This window comes from Streptomyces sp. NPDC102437 (assembly GCF_044765565.1).
Classification (GTDB): Bacteria; Actinomycetota; Actinomycetes; order Streptomycetales; family Streptomycetaceae; genus Streptomyces.
Window position 1 is genome coordinate 324,169 of sequence record NZ_JBIWKI010000003.1, and the last position, 17,780, is coordinate 341,948.

The 17,780-nt window shown below is 68.7% G+C and carries 16 protein-coding genes and 1 pseudogene; 7 read left to right on the plus strand and 10 right to left on the minus strand.

The window, feature by feature from the left end; translation table 11 throughout:
• Positions 1-234: 234 nt before the first annotated feature.
• On the plus strand, positions 235-2,319 hold the full coding sequence (gene fusA / locus ACIRJP_RS06550) for an elongation factor G (RefSeq protein ID WP_404168889.1): 2,085 nt from the start codon (positions 235-237) through the stop codon (positions 2,317-2,319).
• Between the two features lie 255 nt (positions 2,320-2,574).
• On the opposite strand, the gene ACIRJP_RS06555 is transcribed toward fusA, so the two are convergent.
• The gene (locus tag ACIRJP_RS06555) at positions 2,575-3,111 is read right to left on the minus strand and encodes a carboxymuconolactone decarboxylase family protein (protein WP_404168892.1); all 537 of its coding nucleotides are present in this window, start codon (positions 3,109-3,111) and stop codon (positions 2,575-2,577) included.
• 60 nt (positions 3,112-3,171) lie between these two features.
• Between ACIRJP_RS06555 and ACIRJP_RS06560 the strand changes: the two genes are divergently transcribed.
• From ACIRJP_RS06560 to ACIRJP_RS06570, 3 genes are all read left to right on the plus strand, one after another.
• Positions 3,172-4,095, plus strand: a complete 924-nt coding sequence (locus tag ACIRJP_RS06560) for a pirin family protein (protein WP_404168895.1) — start codon at positions 3,172-3,174, stop codon at positions 4,093-4,095.
• 22 nt (positions 4,096-4,117) lie between these two features.
• Positions 4,118-4,462 (plus strand): GNAT family N-acetyltransferase, encoded by a 345-nt coding sequence (locus ACIRJP_RS06565; protein ID WP_351258982.1) that lies wholly within the window; start codon positions 4,118-4,120, stop codon positions 4,460-4,462.
• 1,107 nt (positions 4,463-5,569) lie between these two features.
• Positions 5,570-5,704: a hypothetical protein gene (locus tag ACIRJP_RS06570; protein WP_404168898.1), complete on the plus strand. Its 135-nt coding sequence runs from the start codon at positions 5,570-5,572 to the stop codon at positions 5,702-5,704.
• 223 nt (positions 5,705-5,927) lie between these two features.
• Here ACIRJP_RS06570 and ACIRJP_RS06575 read toward each other — a convergent pair whose 3' ends face one another.
• The 8 genes from ACIRJP_RS06575 to ACIRJP_RS06610 all read right to left on the minus strand — a co-directional run bounded on the left by ACIRJP_RS06575 (position 5,928) and on the right by ACIRJP_RS06610 (position 15,187).
• Positions 5,928-6,638 (minus strand): hypothetical protein, encoded by a 711-nt coding sequence (locus ACIRJP_RS06575; RefSeq protein ID WP_404168901.1) that lies wholly within the window; start codon positions 6,636-6,638, stop codon positions 5,928-5,930.
• Positions 6,635-8,782: a hypothetical protein gene (locus ACIRJP_RS06580; protein WP_404168904.1), complete on the minus strand. Its 2,148-nt coding sequence runs from the start codon at positions 8,780-8,782 to the stop codon at positions 6,635-6,637. Before ACIRJP_RS06580 ends, ACIRJP_RS06575 begins: the two co-directional genes overlap by 4 nt.
• A 50-nt stretch (positions 8,783-8,832) precedes the next feature.
• A complete protein-coding gene (locus ACIRJP_RS06585) occupies positions 8,833-9,663 on the minus strand; it encodes a hypothetical protein (protein WP_404168907.1) in 831 nt (276 codons plus the stop codon).
• A 105-nt stretch (positions 9,664-9,768) separates the two neighbouring features.
• Positions 9,769-10,428 carry a Crp/Fnr family transcriptional regulator gene (locus tag ACIRJP_RS06590; protein ID WP_404168910.1) on the minus strand — a complete coding sequence of 220 codons (660 nt, stop codon included), beginning with the start codon at positions 10,426-10,428 and terminating at the stop codon, positions 9,769-9,771.
• Positions 10,429-10,468: 40 nt separating this feature from the next.
• The gene (locus ACIRJP_RS06595) at positions 10,469-10,909 is read right to left on the minus strand and encodes a hypothetical protein (protein WP_404168912.1); all 441 of its coding nucleotides are present in this window, start codon (positions 10,907-10,909) and stop codon (positions 10,469-10,471) included.
• A 216-nt stretch (positions 10,910-11,125) separates the two neighbouring features.
• Entirely contained in the window at positions 11,126-12,700 is a 1,575-nt protein-coding gene (locus tag ACIRJP_RS06600; protein ID WP_404168915.1) for a pPIWI_RE module domain-containing protein, read from the minus strand.
• 7 nt (positions 12,701-12,707) lie between these two features.
• Positions 12,708-14,381, minus strand: a complete 1,674-nt coding sequence (locus tag ACIRJP_RS06605) for a hypothetical protein (protein ID WP_404168918.1) — start codon at positions 14,379-14,381, stop codon at positions 12,708-12,710.
• A gap of 326 nt (positions 14,382-14,707) precedes the next feature.
• On the minus strand, positions 14,708-15,187 hold the full coding sequence (locus ACIRJP_RS06610) for an ASCH domain-containing protein (protein ID WP_404168921.1): 480 nt from the start codon (positions 15,185-15,187) through the stop codon (positions 14,708-14,710).
• Positions 15,188-15,211: 24 nt separating this feature from the next.
• On the opposite strand from ACIRJP_RS06610, the gene ACIRJP_RS06615 reads away from it, so the two are divergent.
• The 3 genes and pseudogenes from ACIRJP_RS06615 to ACIRJP_RS06625 all read left to right on the plus strand — a co-directional run.
• Complete coding sequence (locus tag ACIRJP_RS06615; protein WP_404168924.1) at positions 15,212-15,925, plus strand: hypothetical protein; 714 nt, start codon at positions 15,212-15,214, stop codon at positions 15,923-15,925.
• 324 nt (positions 15,926-16,249) lie between these two features.
• Complete coding sequence (locus ACIRJP_RS06620) at positions 16,250-16,393, plus strand: hypothetical protein (RefSeq protein WP_404168927.1); 144 nt, start codon at positions 16,250-16,252, stop codon at positions 16,391-16,393.
• Positions 16,394-16,457: 64 nt separating this feature from the next.
• Positions 16,458-16,658: pseudogene (locus tag ACIRJP_RS06625) on the plus strand (transposase family protein); the annotation flags it as partial.
• A 152-nt stretch (positions 16,659-16,810) separates the two neighbouring features.
• Here ACIRJP_RS06625 and ACIRJP_RS06630 read toward each other — a convergent pair.
• Positions 16,811-17,548 carry a 4'-phosphopantetheinyl transferase gene (locus ACIRJP_RS06630; RefSeq protein ID WP_404168930.1) on the minus strand — a complete coding sequence of 246 codons (738 nt, stop codon included), beginning with the start codon at positions 17,546-17,548 and terminating at the stop codon, positions 16,811-16,813.
• Positions 17,549-17,780 lie beyond the last annotated feature (232 nt).

Consider the following 17,780-nt stretch of genomic DNA (forward strand, 5'->3'; position numbering starts at 1 on the left):
TCGTCGCGGTACGAGGTGATCCTGGTGTCTTCGTGCGCCCGGTGCAGGCTGCGCGGCCCGCATCGGTCCCCCGCGACGGACAACTGACCTCGCAGCGCCCGGCGTCGACACGGCCGGGCGGCGGCTCACCGGTGTGACACACCGTGCCGGAGGTCCTCGCCCGGCCTGATCACAGGCCGGTTCGTCCGGGAATCGCGCTTTCCCGTTCCGGATCGTTCCGAAAGGCCATGGGCCGTGCGTACCGAACTGCACCGTCAACCCACCAGTCCGCTGAACACCGTTCGCAACCTGGGCATTCTCGCCCACGTCGACGCCGGCAAGACCACAGTCACCGAGCGGATCCTCTACCTCACCGGCGCCGTCCACAAGCAGGGCGAGGTCCACGACGGGACGACCGTCACCGACTTCGACTCCCAGGAACGCGACCGCGGGATCACCATCTTCGCCGCCGCGGTGAGCTGTTCGTGGGACGGTCACCGGATCAATCTGATCGACACCCCGGGCCATGTCGACTTCTCCGACGAGGTGGAGCGCTCGCTGCGGGTGCTCGACGGAGCGATCGCGGTGTTCGACGCCGTCGCGGGGGTCGAGCCGCAGAGCGAGTCGGTGTGGCGGCAGGCCGACCGGCACGGGGTGCCGCGGATCGCATTCGTCAACAAAATGGACCGTGCCGGGGCCGAACTGGACACGGCGGTCGCGTCGATCAGGGACCGGCTGCACACCGTCCCGCTGGTGGTACAGCTGCCGATCGGGAGCGAGAACGGGTTCAGTGGAGTGGTGGATCTGCTGCGCATGCGGGCGCTGGTCTGGGCCGACGGCGGTGGCACGTTCGAGGAGGGGCGGGTGCCGGAGGCGCTGTGCGACGAGGCGCGGCGGCGCAGGCGGCTGCTGGAGGAGACGGTGGCGGAGCTCCATCCGGCCGCGCTGGAGGAGTTCTGTGCGCAGTCCTCGGTGTCCGAGCGGACGCTGCGGTCCGCGCTGCGCGACCTGACCCGTACCGGCGAAGGTGTTGTGGTGCTGTGCGGTTCGGCCTACCGCAATCGCGGGATCGAGCCGCTCCTGGAGGCCGTGGTGTCCTACCTGCCCTCGCCGCTGGACGTGCCGCCGGTACGCGGCGCCCTGGACGGCGCGGTGCAGGAGCGGGTCGCCGATCCGGCGGCGCCGTTCGCCGCTCTGGTGTTCAAGGTGAGCTCGACCGAGACGGGCCGGCTGACCTTTCTGCGGGTGTATTCGGGAGCGATCCGGAAGGGGGACACGGTGCTGGACGCGGGCGCGCGGCGCCACGAGCGCATCGGACGGATCCTGCGCGTGCAGGCGGGCCGGCACGGGGACGTCGATGCGGCGGTGGCCGGGGACATCGTCGCGGTGATCGGGCTGAAGGCGGCCCGTGCCGGGGCGACCCTGTGCGCACCCTCGGCGCCCCTGGTCCTCGAACCGCCCACCGTGGCCGAGCCGGTCGTCTCGGTGGCGGTCGAGGCCCGCAGGCGGACCGATACCGAGCGGCTGGTGACGGCGCTGGCGCGGCTGGTCGAGGAGGATCCCTCGCTGGTGGTCCGTACCGATCCCGAGACGGGGCAGACGGTGCTGTCGGGGATGGGGGAACTGCATCTGGAGGTCGCGGTGGAGAAGATCCGGCGTGCGCACGGGCTGGAGATCGGTGTCGGCAGGCCGCAGGTGGCCTACCGGGAGACGGTCGCCCGCGGGGTGACCGGGCTGGTGTACCGGCATGTGAAGCAGGACGGCGGAGCCGGGCAGTTCGCCCATGTCGTCATCGACACGGAGCCGTTGGAGGCCCCCGGTGACGACGGCGGGGACAGTGGGCCGGACTTCGTGTTCCGGTCGACCGTCGTCGGTGGACGGGTGCCGCAGGAGTACGTCCGTGCGGTGGAGGCCGGCTGCCGGGACGCGCTTGCCGAGGGTCCGCTCGGCGGGCACCCGGTGACCGGGCTGCGGGTCACGCTGACCGACGGGGCGACCCACTCCAAGGACTCCTCGGAGATGGCGTTCCGCACGGCCGGCCGGTTCGCGCTCCGTGAGGCGTTGCGGGCGAGCGCGATGGTGCTGCTGGAGCCGGTGGCGGAGGTCACCGTCACCGTGCCCGACGATGCCGTGGGCGGTGTCCTCGGCGATCTGGCGGCACGGCGCGGCCGGGTCTCCGGTTCGGCCGCGCGGGCGGGCACGGCGGTGATCACGGCGACCGTGCCGCTGGCGGAACTGTTCGGCTACGCGACCCGGCTGCGCAGCCGCACCCAGGGCCGGGGGACGTTCACCACCCGGCCCACCGGCTACGCCCCGGCGCCGAACCCGGCGGCCGGGTAGCGATCGGTCCGGCCCCACCCGTTCGCGGGTGGGGCCGGTCGGGCCACATGGCGGATCGGCGATCACCAGGGCGGCAAGCGGGCTCAACAGGGCTCTTCGGCACCTTCAGCCGGTCCCGGCCGACCTTCCCGGGGGTGCCGTCGGCGTCCTTCTTGACGACGGCGGCCACCACCGCCCAGCGGCGCGAGAGACTGCGGGTACGGCACGACAGGCGCGAGTACCCCCTCCCAAAAAGAGCGACGGCCCCACAGGGACTCAGCGCGCGGGAGTCTCCCGCACCGGGTGCTTGCTGAGGACAGAGACCCGGTTGAAGGCGTTGATCGTGATCGCCACCCAGATCACGGCGGAGATCTCATCGTCGCCCAGGGCCTCGCGCGCCTGCGCGTACGCCTCCTCCTGGGCCAGGGCGTCGGCGGGGTGAGTGGTGGCCTCTGCGAGCGCGAGGGCGGCGCGTTCGCGGGCGGTGAAGAGTTCGGTGTCACGCCAGGCCGCGAGCACGCCGAGGCGCCGGGTGGTCTCCCCGGCACGCAACGCGGCCCGGGTGTGGACGTCGAGGCAGAAGGCGCAGCCGTTGAGCTGGGACACGCGCAGGTTGACCAGTTCGACCAGGAGCCGGTCGAGGCCGGCCTCTGCAGCCGTCGCGCGGGCGGCGTCGGCGGTCTTCACCAGCGCCTGGTACGCGGCGGGACTCTGCTTGTCCAGGTAGATCCGGCCTGCGGTCCGGGGAACCGTCGTGGCCTGCACCGTCTCCGTCACCCTGTGCTCCTTCGCCTGTTTGTCGCGGGTTGTCATCGCGACTATGATCGCCCATAATTGTTGAAAGCGAAACTACTTTGCGAGAGAGGCCGCGAGATGGATCACACGGAGGTCGAGATCCTCACTGCCCGGGACGTCCCGCTGGGCGGACCGCGAGCGATGACCGTACGGCGCACACTGCCCCAGCGGGCCCGTACGCTCATCGGCGCCTGGTGCTTCGCCGACCACTACGGTCCCGACCGGGTCGCCGACTCCGGCGGCATGGACGTCGCACCCCATCCGCACACCGGCCTGCAGACGGTCAGCTGGCTTTTCAGCGGGGAGATCGAGCACCGCGACAGCCTGGGCACCCACGCCTTCGTACGGCCCGGCGAGATCAACCTCATGACCGGCGGACACGGCATCAGCCACACGGAGGTCTCCACCCCCGGCACCACCGTGCTCCACGGCGTCCAGCTCTGGGTCGCCCTCCCCGGCGAACACCGCCATGCCCCCCGCGCCTTCCAGCACCACGCACCCGAGCCGCGCCACGTCGACGGGGCGGAACTGCGGGTCTTCCTCGGCACCCTCGCCGGCGAGACCTCCCCCGTCCGCACCTACAGCCCGCTCCTCGGCGCCGAGATCCTGATCGACGCCGGTGCCACCGTCACCCTCGACGTCGACCCGGGCTTCGAACACGGCCTGCTCGTCGACGAGGGCGACGTCCACTTCGACGACACCCCCCTGCGCCCCGCCGAACTCGGCTACGCCGCCCCCGGCCGCACCACCCTCACCCTTTCCAACGCGTCCGATCACCCGGCCCGGACGGTGCTCCTGGGCGGCCCGCCCTTCGAGGAGGAGATCGTGATGTGGTGGAACTTCATCGGCCGCAGCCACCAGGACATCGTCGAAGCGCGGGAGGAGTGGGAACGGGCCTCCGACCGCTTCGGCACGGTCGACGGCTATCCGGGCCACCGGCTGCCCGCCCCCGCCCTGCCCAACGCCGTCATCACACCCCGCAAGAAGCCCTCCCACCGCTGACCCCCGTATCGAAAGGCCCATCATGAGCGACCGGACCACCACCGACCCCGTCGTCCGCCACGTCGACGCCCGCCACCGCTACGAGATCCTCGTCGACGACAACCGCGCCGGCCTGACCGCCTACCGCGACCGCGACGACCGCCGGGTCTTCTTCCACACCGAGATCGACGACGCGTACGCCGGCCAGGGACTCGCCGCGATCCTCGTGGAGCAGGCCCTGACCGACGTCCGCGCCTCCGGGATGCGGATCGTGCCCGTCTGCCCCTACGTCGCCAAGTTCCTCAAGAAGCACCAGGAGTTCGCGGACATCACCGACCCCGTGACCCCCGAGATCCTCACCTGGCTCGACGGTCAACTGGGACGCTGACATCGCGGACGGAGTCCCTCGCGGACCACGCACCGATGAAGATTCATTATGAGACCTGTCTCTGCAGACACCCCAAGTGGTCCGACTCTCGCAGAGACACCCCTCAGCGTCGAGGCAGACCGACGATCATTGATCGCGGTCAAGAAATCTTGAGCGAGACTTCGTTTCCTGTTGGCTGAACTCGCCTGCGCGCTATGCAAGTGGGCGAGCGAAGCCGATCCGAGCGAAGAATTCTCGTTCGACTCCATGTCGGCCGATCCCGGGCTGGTAAATATCGTGAAGCGGGAGAACGGGTGGTCGGTTGCCTCGACGCCGGCACCGGGGTCAGCTGTTTGCCTCATAGGGCGAGAGGTACTCGGGAGGGAAATCAGGCGCTTCGCGGCAAATGTTCGTACCGACATTTCCCGCCTCGGCATCGATCCATACTTCATCCCCGAAGAAATCCGATTTCCCTCGCGGTAGCGGTAAGCGCATAAAATATGTAATGACTCGCCTTCATTCGGGCGGGCCATCACACATTCCCACCGTCACGACCGTCCCCCACTACGACGCGTGGCTGTACCCACCGCGCGACCGCACAGCAACCACCACGCCCCCGGACACACGAAAGGCCACCCTCTCACGAATGAGAGAACGGCCTCCGACCTGCGTTTCCGCATGGTCGGGACGACAGGATCTGAACCTGCGACCCCTTGACCCCCAGGAGTGAGAGTCGGGGGTATTTTCTGGATATAACCGGCTTAATTAAGGCGCAAGTTGTGTGCAGCAGTGTCTATCGTGCGCCTTCGCGCACATCGTGTGGTCCCCAACTGGTCCCCAGACTCGCTGCGCTGGCGACCAGGCTCCTGCCTGATCCGTCCGGTCACCTCACGCGTGCATGCGGCTGGCAGCTGACGGTTCGTCAGCATCCCCTCGCCCAAGAGCAGAAGGCTAGGTCTAACGCTTGGCATCGGTGAAGCGTGCCCGTCGCTCTTATGTGTGGCAGGGCTCGTGTCCTTTGTTTTCCATCGGGCAACCACCTCGTCGTGAAGGGCCGACGGACGGCCCGCACGCCATCTGGTGCAGGCACCACTGTCGGCGCCGACAAGGGCGGCAGCATATGGGTCCATGTCGACCACGGGCTGGCCCACGCAGGGCTGCGTGAGCCTGTCCAAAGCACACACGAGGGAACTCCTCCTCGCCTTCGGCCCCGCTCTGCGCCCCGTGATCGTCATGGCAGACGCCGCGTCCCTGCGACGCTGACCAGAGGATCCGTCTCGCCAGAGTCAAGGACCGCCCTCACATGCCGCGCACGGCGGGGGCCGGTGATGGCCGTGCAGGCGGTACACCATCTCGTCCGGAGACGTGACCATGCGGGCCTCGCGCCACGCGGTGTCGTAGGAGAGCGCCCCCTTCCCACGCCGCCAAAGGCGAAACGCCCGCACGCTGGTGAACGGCGCCAGCAGCGCCCGCCAGAGCAGAGTGCTCACCGGGAGGCCCCCCGCTCAGACTCCCCGGACGCCGCGAGGGGGCTCGGCCGACCGGACTCGGCGGGGAGCGACGCCGATCCGCCAGTGAAAGCCTGCAGGGAATCGAGCAGGGCGAGCATCGCCCGCTGCTGCCGGTCGGCGTCGCTGAAGCCGCGGCCGACCTCCTCCCACTGTTCGAGCAAGGGCTGCCACCAGCTCCCACACGCTCTGATGGACCGCGCGAGGCGTTGGAGTTCGGCAACGTGCTCGTCCGCCAGCGTGCCGGGGCGCTGTTCGAGCCGGTCCAGGACCACCAGGTCGGGATGGTCGTACAGCTGGGCCTTGAGGAACCGCAGGCGCCGGACCCGGTCCTCGTCGGCCCGGCTCTGGGCGACGGCCTGACGGCCTTCCGCGGACAACCGCAGCGTGACACGCGCACGCAGGATCCGATAAGACCCACCAGTGGTCCCACGCAGATCACGCAGGGCAGCGTTGACGGCGTCCTGCGCGGCATGCGGATCGGCCGCCTCGCAGCGTCCGGCGGCTTCGGCCGCCACCGCGTGGACCCGGAAGCGCACCAGGTCCTCGAGATTGGAGCCCGTACGCCACGCCGGCCGCCAGACGATGACGAAGACCGCGTCGAAGGGGACTCCGGCCGTGGCGCTCGGCAGGAGGCGCTGGTGGGGACAGTCGCTGATGCGCTCCGCGCGCTGCCAGGGCCATCTCACGCGGACCCCGTTTCGAGCGCGAACACCGAGCGGAGCCGCGGGTCGACGAGGTGCCGGTGGAAGTCCTCCGCCACGTCGACCCCCTCGACGGTCACGGGTGCGTCGGCCAGGGCCCGCATGAACGCCCAGTACGCCTGGAACATGCCGTTGCCCCGCAGGATGTGGACGAGCCGGTCGCGCAACCGCTCGTACCCGACGGCGTCGGTGGCGTACGAGCCGATCCACTTCGTCAGTTGGGGGATGACCTCCTGCGCGATGGCGGCGTCGCCGAGGAGGTCCCGCAACGCGCGGTCGACGTCAATGCCGGCCGCTTCCTCGGACATAAGCCACGGCACCTTCGTGTGCTCCTTCTCCATCAGAGCGAGGAAGGCGAGGCTGCCGGACCTGACGGAGACCTTGGACGCCTGCCAAGCGGCGACTTCGGCAACGAGCATCGCGGTGCGGGCCGGCCGCGAGACCAGCTCCTTGAAGGCCGAGAGGACACCGAGCCGAGTCGCGGGATCGTCGCTCTTCCGGGCGACCCGGCGCAGCCGGACCAAGGCCATCTTGGCTGCGGACGGGCCCGAGGTCTCGTCCAGGAGCACGCTGCGACAGGTGTTGACCACCGTGCGGGTGTACTCCTGCTGTCCGGCCCACCGATAGAGCGTGGCCCAGGCGGCGCGACCGACGTGCTCGTCTCCCACGGCGCGCAGCAGCACGGCGCCGAGCAGCTCGGGATTTTCGGCACAGGCGATGCTTCCCAGCGTGTCCAGATGGTCGGCGGTGCCGTACCGCAGGACGAGACCGGCCAGGGCGTCGACCATCGGCTGGGCCAACACGGAGCCGTCGCCGGGCTGAGTGAGCCAGATGAGCAAGGGCCCGCGCATCACCTCGTAGTTGTCCCACACATAGGTCAGGACGGCCCGCCCGTAGGCAGGCTGGTCGAAGACCACCGAGTCGTGCGTGTTCACGCGTGCGCCCACGTCATGGATACGGCGGCGCAGGCCGCGCCCGGCGAAGACGGACTGGACCAGCGCTTCGGTGGCGGGCTTGTCGCCGTTCGGCGCCGCGAGCAGGGTCCGCAGGCTGCCCGCCGTGGCTGCCACCTCCGTCATGGGCGCGGACTGGCAGACGGCCAGAGCCAGCAGCAGACAGCGGTCCTCCAGGGTGAGTGAGGGGGTTCGCCCGTCGTACGTGGTGGTCGTCTCCCCGAACAGGCCGTCCAGCTTCTGCCTCCAGTCCGACAGCGCGGCCGTCAGACGCTCCGCGAAGCCGGCGGGCCGCTCCTGTCCACCCGTGCGCACGGCGGCGACCGACAGGTGGGGCTGCCCGCCGTGATACTCCTCCCACACCGCCATGGCGGTGAGCGCGGCCCGAACCGCCTCGACAGCGTTGAGCCCGCGCAGGGAGACGACCGCCTCGTCGAGGGACTGGAAGTGGGACACCAGTTGAGGATGTCCGTGGTACTCCAGGTGCGCCTCGACCACGAGCTCCGCCTCCGGCGGCTCGTCGATGTGCACGACCCTGACGTCACCGCGCGGGCTGAGGTAGTGGTCGGGCCAGAGCTCCTTCGCCACGGTCATCACCAGGAACGAACGCGCCGGCGCGAGGTCCTCGGCATGCCGGGTAAGGGAGTCGAGGAAGTCGGCCGAGAGTCGATCGGTACACGTGTCCTTCAGGTCGACCTGGTAGGCGTGCCGGTGGTCCACCGGAAGTCGGCCCCGGCTGGGCGCGCTCCAGTCGGCGTCCAGCTTCACCAGCGTGGTGTCCGCTTCGGTGTGGCGCGCCAGCAGCTGGAGAGCGAAGGTCGTGGAGCCGAACGAGCGCGGTGCCACGACCAGCAGGATGCGCGGTCGCAGAAGGTGAGTCTCCCCGTCGACGACCTGGTCCCAGGCTTCCTTCCAGCGCCCCGCGAGGATGAAGGGCTGCTCGGTGATCTGCTGCCGATCCCGCTCCACCCCCTCGAGCACGTCCCGTTTGCGCAACTCCTGCAGCACGTTCAGCTCATCGACGTGCGCGGCGGCCACGCCGACCTGCTGGATGTGGAGGTCGCCGGGCCGGGGCGTGGGAACGGAAGCGGGGGAGGTGAGATCCGGAGATGCGCCATCGGATTCCGGATTCTTGGGTTCGTCAGATTCGGGCGAGGTGAAGGCGTTCTCTGCCATGGATTCGTTCCTCTTCTGGAAGGGCAAGGAGGTAGGACGGCGCGTGCCCGTCAGCGCTGACGCTGGTCGAGGTTGAGCGTGTCGAGCTCGCCGATGACCGTCGGGCGGTCCATGGCGCCGAGGAAATTCATGACAGGACCGCGGTGGGCCGCCTCCGGAGAGGATCTGTTCGCGGCTCCGTGCGCCGGCGCAGGGGCCGGAGCGGACGACGGCCGGGGACCGGCCGCGTCCGTGATGGAGGGGCCCAGCAGTACGGGTGACACCCCGGGAACGAGAAGCCGGCAGGGCTCCTCGAACTCCGGCTTACCGTCCACGCGGGCCGTGGCCCGCAGAAAGTGGCGCTCGTCGAGATCGAGTGTGCGGCCGTCCCTCACCGTCCGACGAAAAGCAATCTCCGAGACCACGGAGGCCAAGTAGGCGCCATGGGCCTCGGCCGCGTCCAGTGCTTCCCGCACCGCCTCGCTGTCGACCAGCCGGCACGCCTCGACGACGGCCCGACTGCGGCGGTCGGGCAGTGACACCGGCCCGACATGGACGCTGGCCCGCAGACGGATCTCCGGTCCGCTGCGCAGGCGCGCCTTCTTGTCGTACCGGGACAGGGCCGCGTTGAGGTGTCCGAGCAGCGGATCGACCAACCGCGTGGTGTCCCGCGCTGGCAGGACGAAGATGCCGCCGTCGCCGGTGTCATCGAACGCACCGTCGACCCGCCGCGGCATGTCCAGCCCGCTCTGGTCGAACACAGTGTCGAGGATGCTGTCCAGGTCGAAGCGCGCCGGCGCCATCCGCGCTTCGGGGATCCGGCTGTAACCCTTCATGTCGACGACCAGCAGCGCGTGCTCCGGTGGCACGTCGACCGGGTCCGGCTGCGCAGGAGACCTCATGGGAACACCAGCCCTTCCGCCACGACTTTCGCGGCTGGCGCACCATGCTGGCCGGGTCGGAGGCAGCTCGGTGCCCACTACTGGGCACCGAGCCGGTGCGCTCCGTCACCCTCGGCCGAGGGGATGGGTTTTGATCCGGGTGATGTCCCTGATCAGCAGGCCGCCCCCGGGCTCCGTCTCCAGCCATCCGTGATCACGCCACGCCTTGATTGCCGTTCCGACGGCGTTCCGCGACGCCCCGATCAGCTGGGAGAGCTCCACCTGCGTCAGGCGCACATGGACGTGGTCGGCCCTGCAGGAAGCCGACTGGACCAGCCGCCCCAGAGCCGATGCGAGTCGCGCCGGCACCGGAGCGGTCGCGAGTTCGAGCCGCACCGCCTCCGCCTCACGCACACGAGCGATGGCATGGCGCAGTATCGAAGCCGTCAGACCGTGCTCGTCGACGAAACCGAGGAACTCGGGGGCGGGGATGACCCGGACCTGGCACGCCTCCGCCGCGATGACGGACGCCGTGCGCGGGTGGGCGTCCAGCACGGCCAGCTCCCCCAGCAGTTCACCCGCCCCCCGGACGGCCAGCAGAGTCCGCTCACCGTTCTCACCGGTCAGGGTCACGATGGCGGAGCCGGACTCCAGCAGGAGGACGTGCGTCCCTGGATCCCCCTGTCGCAGAAGGACACTTCTGGCGGGCCGTGACCGCAATGGGGCCAGACCACGCAGCTTCGCCCACAAGACCTTGTCGAACATGGCGACGTGCGGCTGATACATAGCACCTCCGATGTGAGGAAGCGTCAGAGGCGGGATGCTCTCAAGAGACGAAGCAGCTGATCAACACACCGATTCCGGCCACCCCCAGGGTAATGACCGTCAGATCCACGGCCACCTTGATGATCCGGAACTTGCGGTGCGCGATAGCGGCCAGCCGCGCTACGTTCCGGGCGTCCGCCTGGTGCCGTCCTCCGGCGGCCTGCCACGCCGCGGCGGCCACGACGGCTTCAGGAACCTCATCGGGACATGGTCCGTCCATCCCCGTAAGCGCCGTACCACCCGGCAGGACGGGGCGCAGAGCCAGGAGCGCCGCGACGAGCGCGGCGGCCGCCCCCGCGCACATCACCGCCAGGGTCGTCCTCACCACCCAGCCGGCTTCCGCGGCCACCGGCATCGCCGCGACCACGACGGCCAGGGGGGCCACGTCCAAACCGCACAGCACGGTCGCTTTGGTGTCGGCCCGCTGCACCTCCACGAACAACTCGGCCGTCCTCGTACGCATCCTGCCCACCGCATCGCAAGACAGAGCGCCTTCAGCCCGCACAACCGATCCGGACACGTCACCCGCCACCTTTCCGCCACAACAGGACCAGCCCTGTCACGAGACCCCAAGGTGCCAGGAAGATGGATGCGGAGGTGCCCAGCAGAGGGCACGACGGCAGGCAACTGCGCCACACACATACTGATCAGAATCCCGTCAGTTCTGATCAATATGCACGTACACCCAGCAGACGAAGAATCTGCTGGCGCACAGACAAGGGAAAGGCAGGCCCGCAGCGAACGTGCCGGGCAGACGCTGCGGCGAAGAGCTGTCCTGGGCGCGGTCGCGGCGGTCGCGCCGGGCGCCATGCTCGGTGGCGGCATACTGATCGGGCAGAACACGGGCGACGGCCGCGCCCTGGAGGCCCACCCGTCGGCACCCTCGGTCACGGCCACCGCGCCGGCCACGCCCCCGGGGAGCGTGAAGGTCGTCGACGGCCACAGCACCAGGACCGGCTGCGAGATGCGCCTGAAGGTGACCCCTGCAGTCGACTGGATCCGCCTCAACGCCTCGGTCACCGGCATCCCGGCGGGAGAGCGCTGCCGCATCGTGGTTGTGGCAAAGGGCGGCAAGCGCGAGATCGCCGGCAGCTGGCTGGTCGCCGACAAGGAGAAGGGCGCGCGGCATCTGGTTCGTCCAGGAGGTACGTGTAGCCGGTGCTGTGCAGCAGAAGTGCGACGGGATCCTTCTCGCTGTTCTCGTCACGGCCAAGCCCGTTGTGAGCACGGAGGTTTGCCCGGACGGCGTCTTCGGATCCGGGTAGAGGTGCGAAGTGGGCAGGGAGGGGACCATGCGGGCGATGCCGGGCGTCCAGCGCCAACTCATGTTGTCCGCGCGGCCGGTCACCAGGACGGGTGCCCGGAGGAACTGTGCGCGCTCGAGGCCGCTGAGCACCCCGCCGGGGACATAGAGCAGGACGGTGGCGCTCGGTGGCTTCTCTGGGCTGCGGCGCGGGATATAGACAGGTGTGGTGCCGCCGAAGCGGGTGATGTGCGGGGTGACACGGATGATCAGCCGGTCATCGTGCGGCATCGTCCTGACGCGGAATTTGGTCTGGTGGGTCCACAGTCCGTACGCGCCGTCGTCGTCCGTGAGTTCGCGGGGCGGCCAGAGGTAGACACTGCGTTCGCCTCGTTCTCCGATCGGTCCGAGGACGGCGGACTCATTCTGCTTCTGCCCGGGGAGCGTCCATTTATTGTCGATCCACTGGGTGGCGAGGTACGACGGGAGGAGTTGGTAGACGTGGGAGCGGGGTCGTGCTGTGCCGTTGGGAGCCATGCCGTGGCCCAGCAGGTCCAGCGTGCCGGGTGTCCATTCCAGTGGGAATGCGGCTTTGGTGAGGGAGAACCAGTCGACATCGCTTTGATGGGGCGCGACCTCGGTGGTGATCCACGCTTCCAGGGCGAGTTGCAGGGGCAGCTCGTTCTCGGGCGGCTGTACAGCGTGTAGCCAGGCGTCAGCCTCAAGGTCGCTGCCGACGGCGAGTACGCCCGAGCCAACGCACTCCACCAGTTCGCGCAGCCCGCGCGTCGGCAAGTAGGGCGAGCGGTTCTTGGGCTTACTGATCCAGGCCCGCTGAAGACGAGGCAGGAGGGAGCGGGGGAAGGGGGCCGTCTGGAGTTCAAGTGGGAGTGCTTTGTCTGCGACGGCGGTGAAGGCGGGAGTCAGGATGTTCTCGTAGCGAGGTGGTGCGGGCTTCTTGGTGCCGGAGTCGTTGTCGGTTTCGGTCACGGTCGTGTCATCCCCAGTCGATGTTCTCAAGAAGGTTGGCGAGCAGTCCCCATACGGCTGTGTGAATCGCGTGCTTGACTCGGGCCTGGGCATCGGCGCCAGGTCCAGGCTCGGCGAGGAGTTCGCGCATCAGTGCCCGGCCGGCGATTAGGACGCTGGTGCGCTCCGTATCGAGCGCGGAGTCGCGGGGGTCGGCAGCACGGGGGGCGAACGCAGCGTCGAGGAGGTAGACGCGGACGGGTACGTTGCCGCGGATTCCGCGGCCGGTGGTCTGATAGAAGGAGTGGAACTGGTCCGCTACAAATGCCCGGCGCAGGTCTTCGGTGGGCAGCGTGCGGAAGGTCAGCGGGCGGCCCATCATGCCGCCCCAAGTCGCGTGGGCCCGCCGGATGAGTGCACGGACTTCCAAGGCGGGGTTGGTGCCGGGTACGTCGCAGCGGACGGGGTCGAGCAGTCTGGCCATGGCCTGCGAGTTCAGTACCGCCAAAGGGAAGGACAGGTCGTCCGGCGGCGGGTGGAGGCGCGTCAGATAGAAGATGGGGTAGATCGCGGCGACGCCTCGGGCATTGAGCATGTTGTGCCCGCGGCCTACGGGTCCTTCGGCTGCCACCATCACCGTCGCATGGGTGGAGGGGAATTCCGCGATGCGGCGGTGCGCGAGGCCGTATGGGCCAGGAGGCCGGCTGTCGGGGACTACGTGGCAGGCCGTCACGGTGGTGCGGGTGTTCATGTAGTGGGCGCTGGTCCCAGCGTCCTGTGTGCTCAGGACCACGAAGAGGGCCCGGCGTCGGTCCTCGTCGGCGCTCTGGAGAGCCTGTTCCAGCAGCGACATGGTCGCGCCCGGGTCTGGGGTGCACACGGCGTCGGTCATGGTCCGCACCGCGTTCTGCCGCGCCTGGCGCCCCCCAGCCCCCGAGACGTACACGCCCCGTTCGTGGCCGGGCCGCCTACGCGGCCGGAAGAGCAAACTGCTGGCACGCAGGGCATCCGCGCATTCCGGCGGCTCGCGCAGGATCAGCGACGGCACGATGTCGATGTGATACCGCATCGAGTACGGTTCGTAGCTGGTCGCGGAGGTGAGCAGGACGTGCGGGCCTTCTACCCCTTCGCAGGCCAGCATGTCGTGCAGGTGATACAGCAACCAGCGGCCCACGTCGCGCAACCACAGCACGTCCAGGGAGCCGCCGCTGCCCTTCCGGCTGGGTGTCCACTGCAAGGCCATCATGTTGCCCATGGGCAATTCCGGGACCAAAGCCCGCAGCCCAGGGTGGGGCTGACGGGCAAGGACACTACCGCCCGTCGACAGCGGCATCACCTCTCGGAGGGTCTCCTGCATCGCCGAGAGCTCGAAGTACGATGTGGTCACGCGGGCGGCCCAGATCCCGGCGATCAGCAAGCGCGCCAGCTCGGCTCGGCGGGTGAGCATTCGGCTCGGGGCACTGGGCGGTTCATGCTGGGTCAGCCACTCTTCCGCTACCTCTTGAGCCGTGCGCTCGACGGCGTAGCCGGCGGTCATAGAGTCGATCAACTCAGCGATGTGGCCCGGTGGGGCGTCGAACGGCGCGTTGGTCAGCTCGGCAAAGAAGGCGTCGAAGTACTGCTCGGCCGCCTCCCAGCACTCCGAATCTTCCTCGCGCTCGGCACAGTCCTCGATTCCGTGCAGGAGCCTGAACCAGCGCAAGGGTCGTGGTGATGCTGGTACCGCCGCCGAGGGTGATCAAGGCGGCGGTTCGGGTGGTGGCGGTGTGCGGGTGGCAAGGGTGGCGTAAAGGGTCTGGCCGGCGCCGCCGAGGCCGACTGCCCACGCGGCTGTGGTCGGGCTCGCGCCGTGCTGTTCGAGGAACGGTACGAGCCCGATGACGGCGGCGTATAAATGGCGAAGTCGGAGAGGGTGAATGGGTTGGCGAGCAGGACGAAGGAGCAGCTGCCTGCTGGTCTGGCCATCGGCTCCGGCGTGGGGTTGGCAACTCTCTTGGCCCTGCTGCTCAACGTAAGCCCTGAGCAGACCTACGCCAGCGCCAGGTTGTTCAATGCGTCCTGAAGCGCCGCCCCGGTCACCGGTGCCGCCTCAGCGACCTTCCGGAGGTCTTCACCGGTCAAGTATCGGTAGCTCTGGGGTGGATGGAACGATCCCGAGGCTCGCAGCGCGGCCAAAGGCACGGGTGCCTCGAAGGTCATCGGTTCTTCGAGCGACAGACCGCTGGCCTGATTCGCTCCACTCATGTACTCGTCATACTCACGCCGGCTGATCCCTGCGCTCGTGCGGCTGGCCAACCAAACCTCCCTAGGGGAGACCACCTGCACGGAAGCGATCCGCGCCATGCCCACGATGGCCATCGTGGGCGCGGTCGCGTACAGGAGCACGGGAGTTCCCGGTGGGGCTGCGACGCGCTGTCGACGGACCTCGATCGTCTTGGTCCCAGCCAGGATCGCCGTGGCAAACCGAGGGTGGACAGACAGCAGCATCGCGCGCTCCGGATCACTCACGTCTTTCGGTGCCCCTCTTCGTACATGGCCTCAAACAGCGCGTTGCTGATCTTCGACAGCTGCATCGGCGGTACCCACCGTAGCCCCAGCCCCATGGCCAACGCGGTCACTCGTGCATGCGTCACCTTTGTCCTCCAGGAGCAAGACCGGACCGAGCACGTCGCCACCGAGAAGGAACTCACCGCGGCCAAGAAGGACTCCTGGGTCAGGATCCCCCGCTTCGACTACACCCCGTCCGAGCGTCTCCGCTTCGTCCTCAGCGGCGGCCAACCGCATCTGGCCAGCGAATGGTCCGATACCCCCGGCCACCCCCTGGAAGACCAGCTCGCCGAGATCGCCCAGGAGGTCACCCTCCGCGGCGAAGCCGCCGAACGCAGACGCCTGGACGAGATCGAAGTAGCACGCCAGAAGCGCATCCGCTGGGAAGCCGCCATGGAAGAAGCCCGAATCCGGTACGCCGAGGCGTACCGCGTCAGGCACTTCGAGGCGCAGGAAGCGACATGGCGCCACGCCACCCGACTGACGGAGTACGTGAGCGCTGTACGCACCCGGGTCGAGGCCATGCCCCCAGGCCAGACCCGGACCGAAGCCGAAGCCTGGATCGACTGGGCAGCAGCCCGCGTGGAGCGCCTCGACCCACTGAACACACCGCCCCGGCTGCCCGACATTCCCGAGCCACGCCCCGACGACCTGAAGCCCTTCCTCGGGCACTGGAGCCCCTACGGCCCCACCTACTGACGCCCGCTCCGCCACACGTCCGGCCCGCCGAAGTACGGCAGCAGCGCGCCCGCCACCGGAACCGGCGGCGGGCGCCGTAACCCGGCGGAATCTTCTTCAAGTTCCCGCAAAACCAGCCCACGGGAGCGCGCCTCCCAGCCAACGTGACCTGCACGACCAGCCATGTGACGTCTCGTCAGAACGAGCGTCATTTGAGCGTCACGAGCGTCATTTCAGCGTCAAGATATCGCCCGTAACGCCCGCACCGCACATCATGCGCACGGGAGAAACCGCAGGTCAGGAGCCCTTCGCGGCCGGTTCAAGGCTGGCGACACACTCTACGTGGTGCGTCATCGGAATCACGTGGACCACAAACAGGTCCAGGCCGTCCCGCTTGCGCCGGCCGGCAGATTCTCCGACGATCGGGCACGCGAGCTCGCCGAAGAGCTGCGGCAACTGGCCCGGCTCCGCGCCTATACATTGATCTGAACCCTCGTCCACGCGCGTTCCACGACTCAGTGCGTACGAGGAGGCATGTTGCGCAGTTTGTCTCATGCGCTCGCCTCACCCACTCGACCGACAGCGTCAGCGGGCGGTCGAGGCGGGCGCAAGGTACAAGCTGGTCTTCGTCGATAGGCTCCTTGCCGCATTGGTTCGCCTGCGGCACGGCGTTACCCACGACGTGTTGGCCTGCTGGTTCCAGGTGAACCGATCCACTGTCACCCGCGCGGTCAGCGAAAGTCGACCCCTGCTCGCCGATCGTGGTTACCGCGTCGAAGGCGGACTGCAACTGCGCACGCTTTCCGATGCACCTGCCGACGTCCGGTCGCCCCGTAGGGCTCACCTCGCGTCACCCCACGGGATGTCTCATCGCGCTTCTGCCCGTCCAATCACTTCGCCATCACGCTACTCGGACTTCGACGCATCCACCAAGATCGGATCCCGAGCGTTCCGGCCACCACTGGAAGGCGTGTCGGCCGCGGCGGCTGTGGTGACGGTTATGGCGCACAGCAGGAGGCCCCGCTCGGCCAGCCACCGTCCGTCGAGCCGCCGGAACGACGGTTGCGGCGAGGAGGCGGACTGTGGCCGGACAAGCGCGGTGAACGAGCCTTCTTTCCGATCGAAGGAGAGTGCGGCGTCCTCAAAGCGCAGTCGCTGACCCGTCCAGGGGTACCAGGTCTTGTACACGGCCTCCTTGGCACTGAACAGCAACCGGTCCCAGCGGACTTCGGGCGCGACGCGCAACAGATCGCGCACGTGCCGCAGTTCGCCGGGGAGAGCGATCTGCTCCAGGAACCTCTCGGGGACCGGCGCGTTCGGTTCTGCGTCAATGCCCAGGGCCAGCACCTCGGAGGTACGGGCGGCTGCCGCCGCCCGGAAGCCCGCGCAGTGGGTGATACTGCCGACAACCTCCGCAGGCCAGCCGGGCATTCCATGGCGGCCGGGCAGGATCGGCGTGGCGGGCTGCCCGAGCCCCGCCAGGGCCCGCCGGGCGCACCAGCGGGCCGTTATGAACTCCCGGCGGCGGGTGACCACGGCATTCGCAATAAGGGCACTCTCGGCCGGGTACAGGTCCCCGGGCCCGGTCACATCCTCAAACATGTCCACAGCACAAACGCCGGGCGCCATCAGTCGCTCGATCATCAGCTCTCCTGCGGAAGGATCGAGGCAGTCACGTGCAGTTTCCTGCTCACGTGACACCGGGCTTCTGCTGTTGAGCCTGCCGCCTCAACTCGAGGCGGGACGCCGGGGAACTACCCCTCACACCCCAGTACGGATGCCACAGAACCCGGGTGGACAGGAGGAGGAGACGTCTACGCAGAGCCGTCGTACCGACAGCAGGCGAGGTCGCGAGCACCTCGTAAGTACGGTTCAA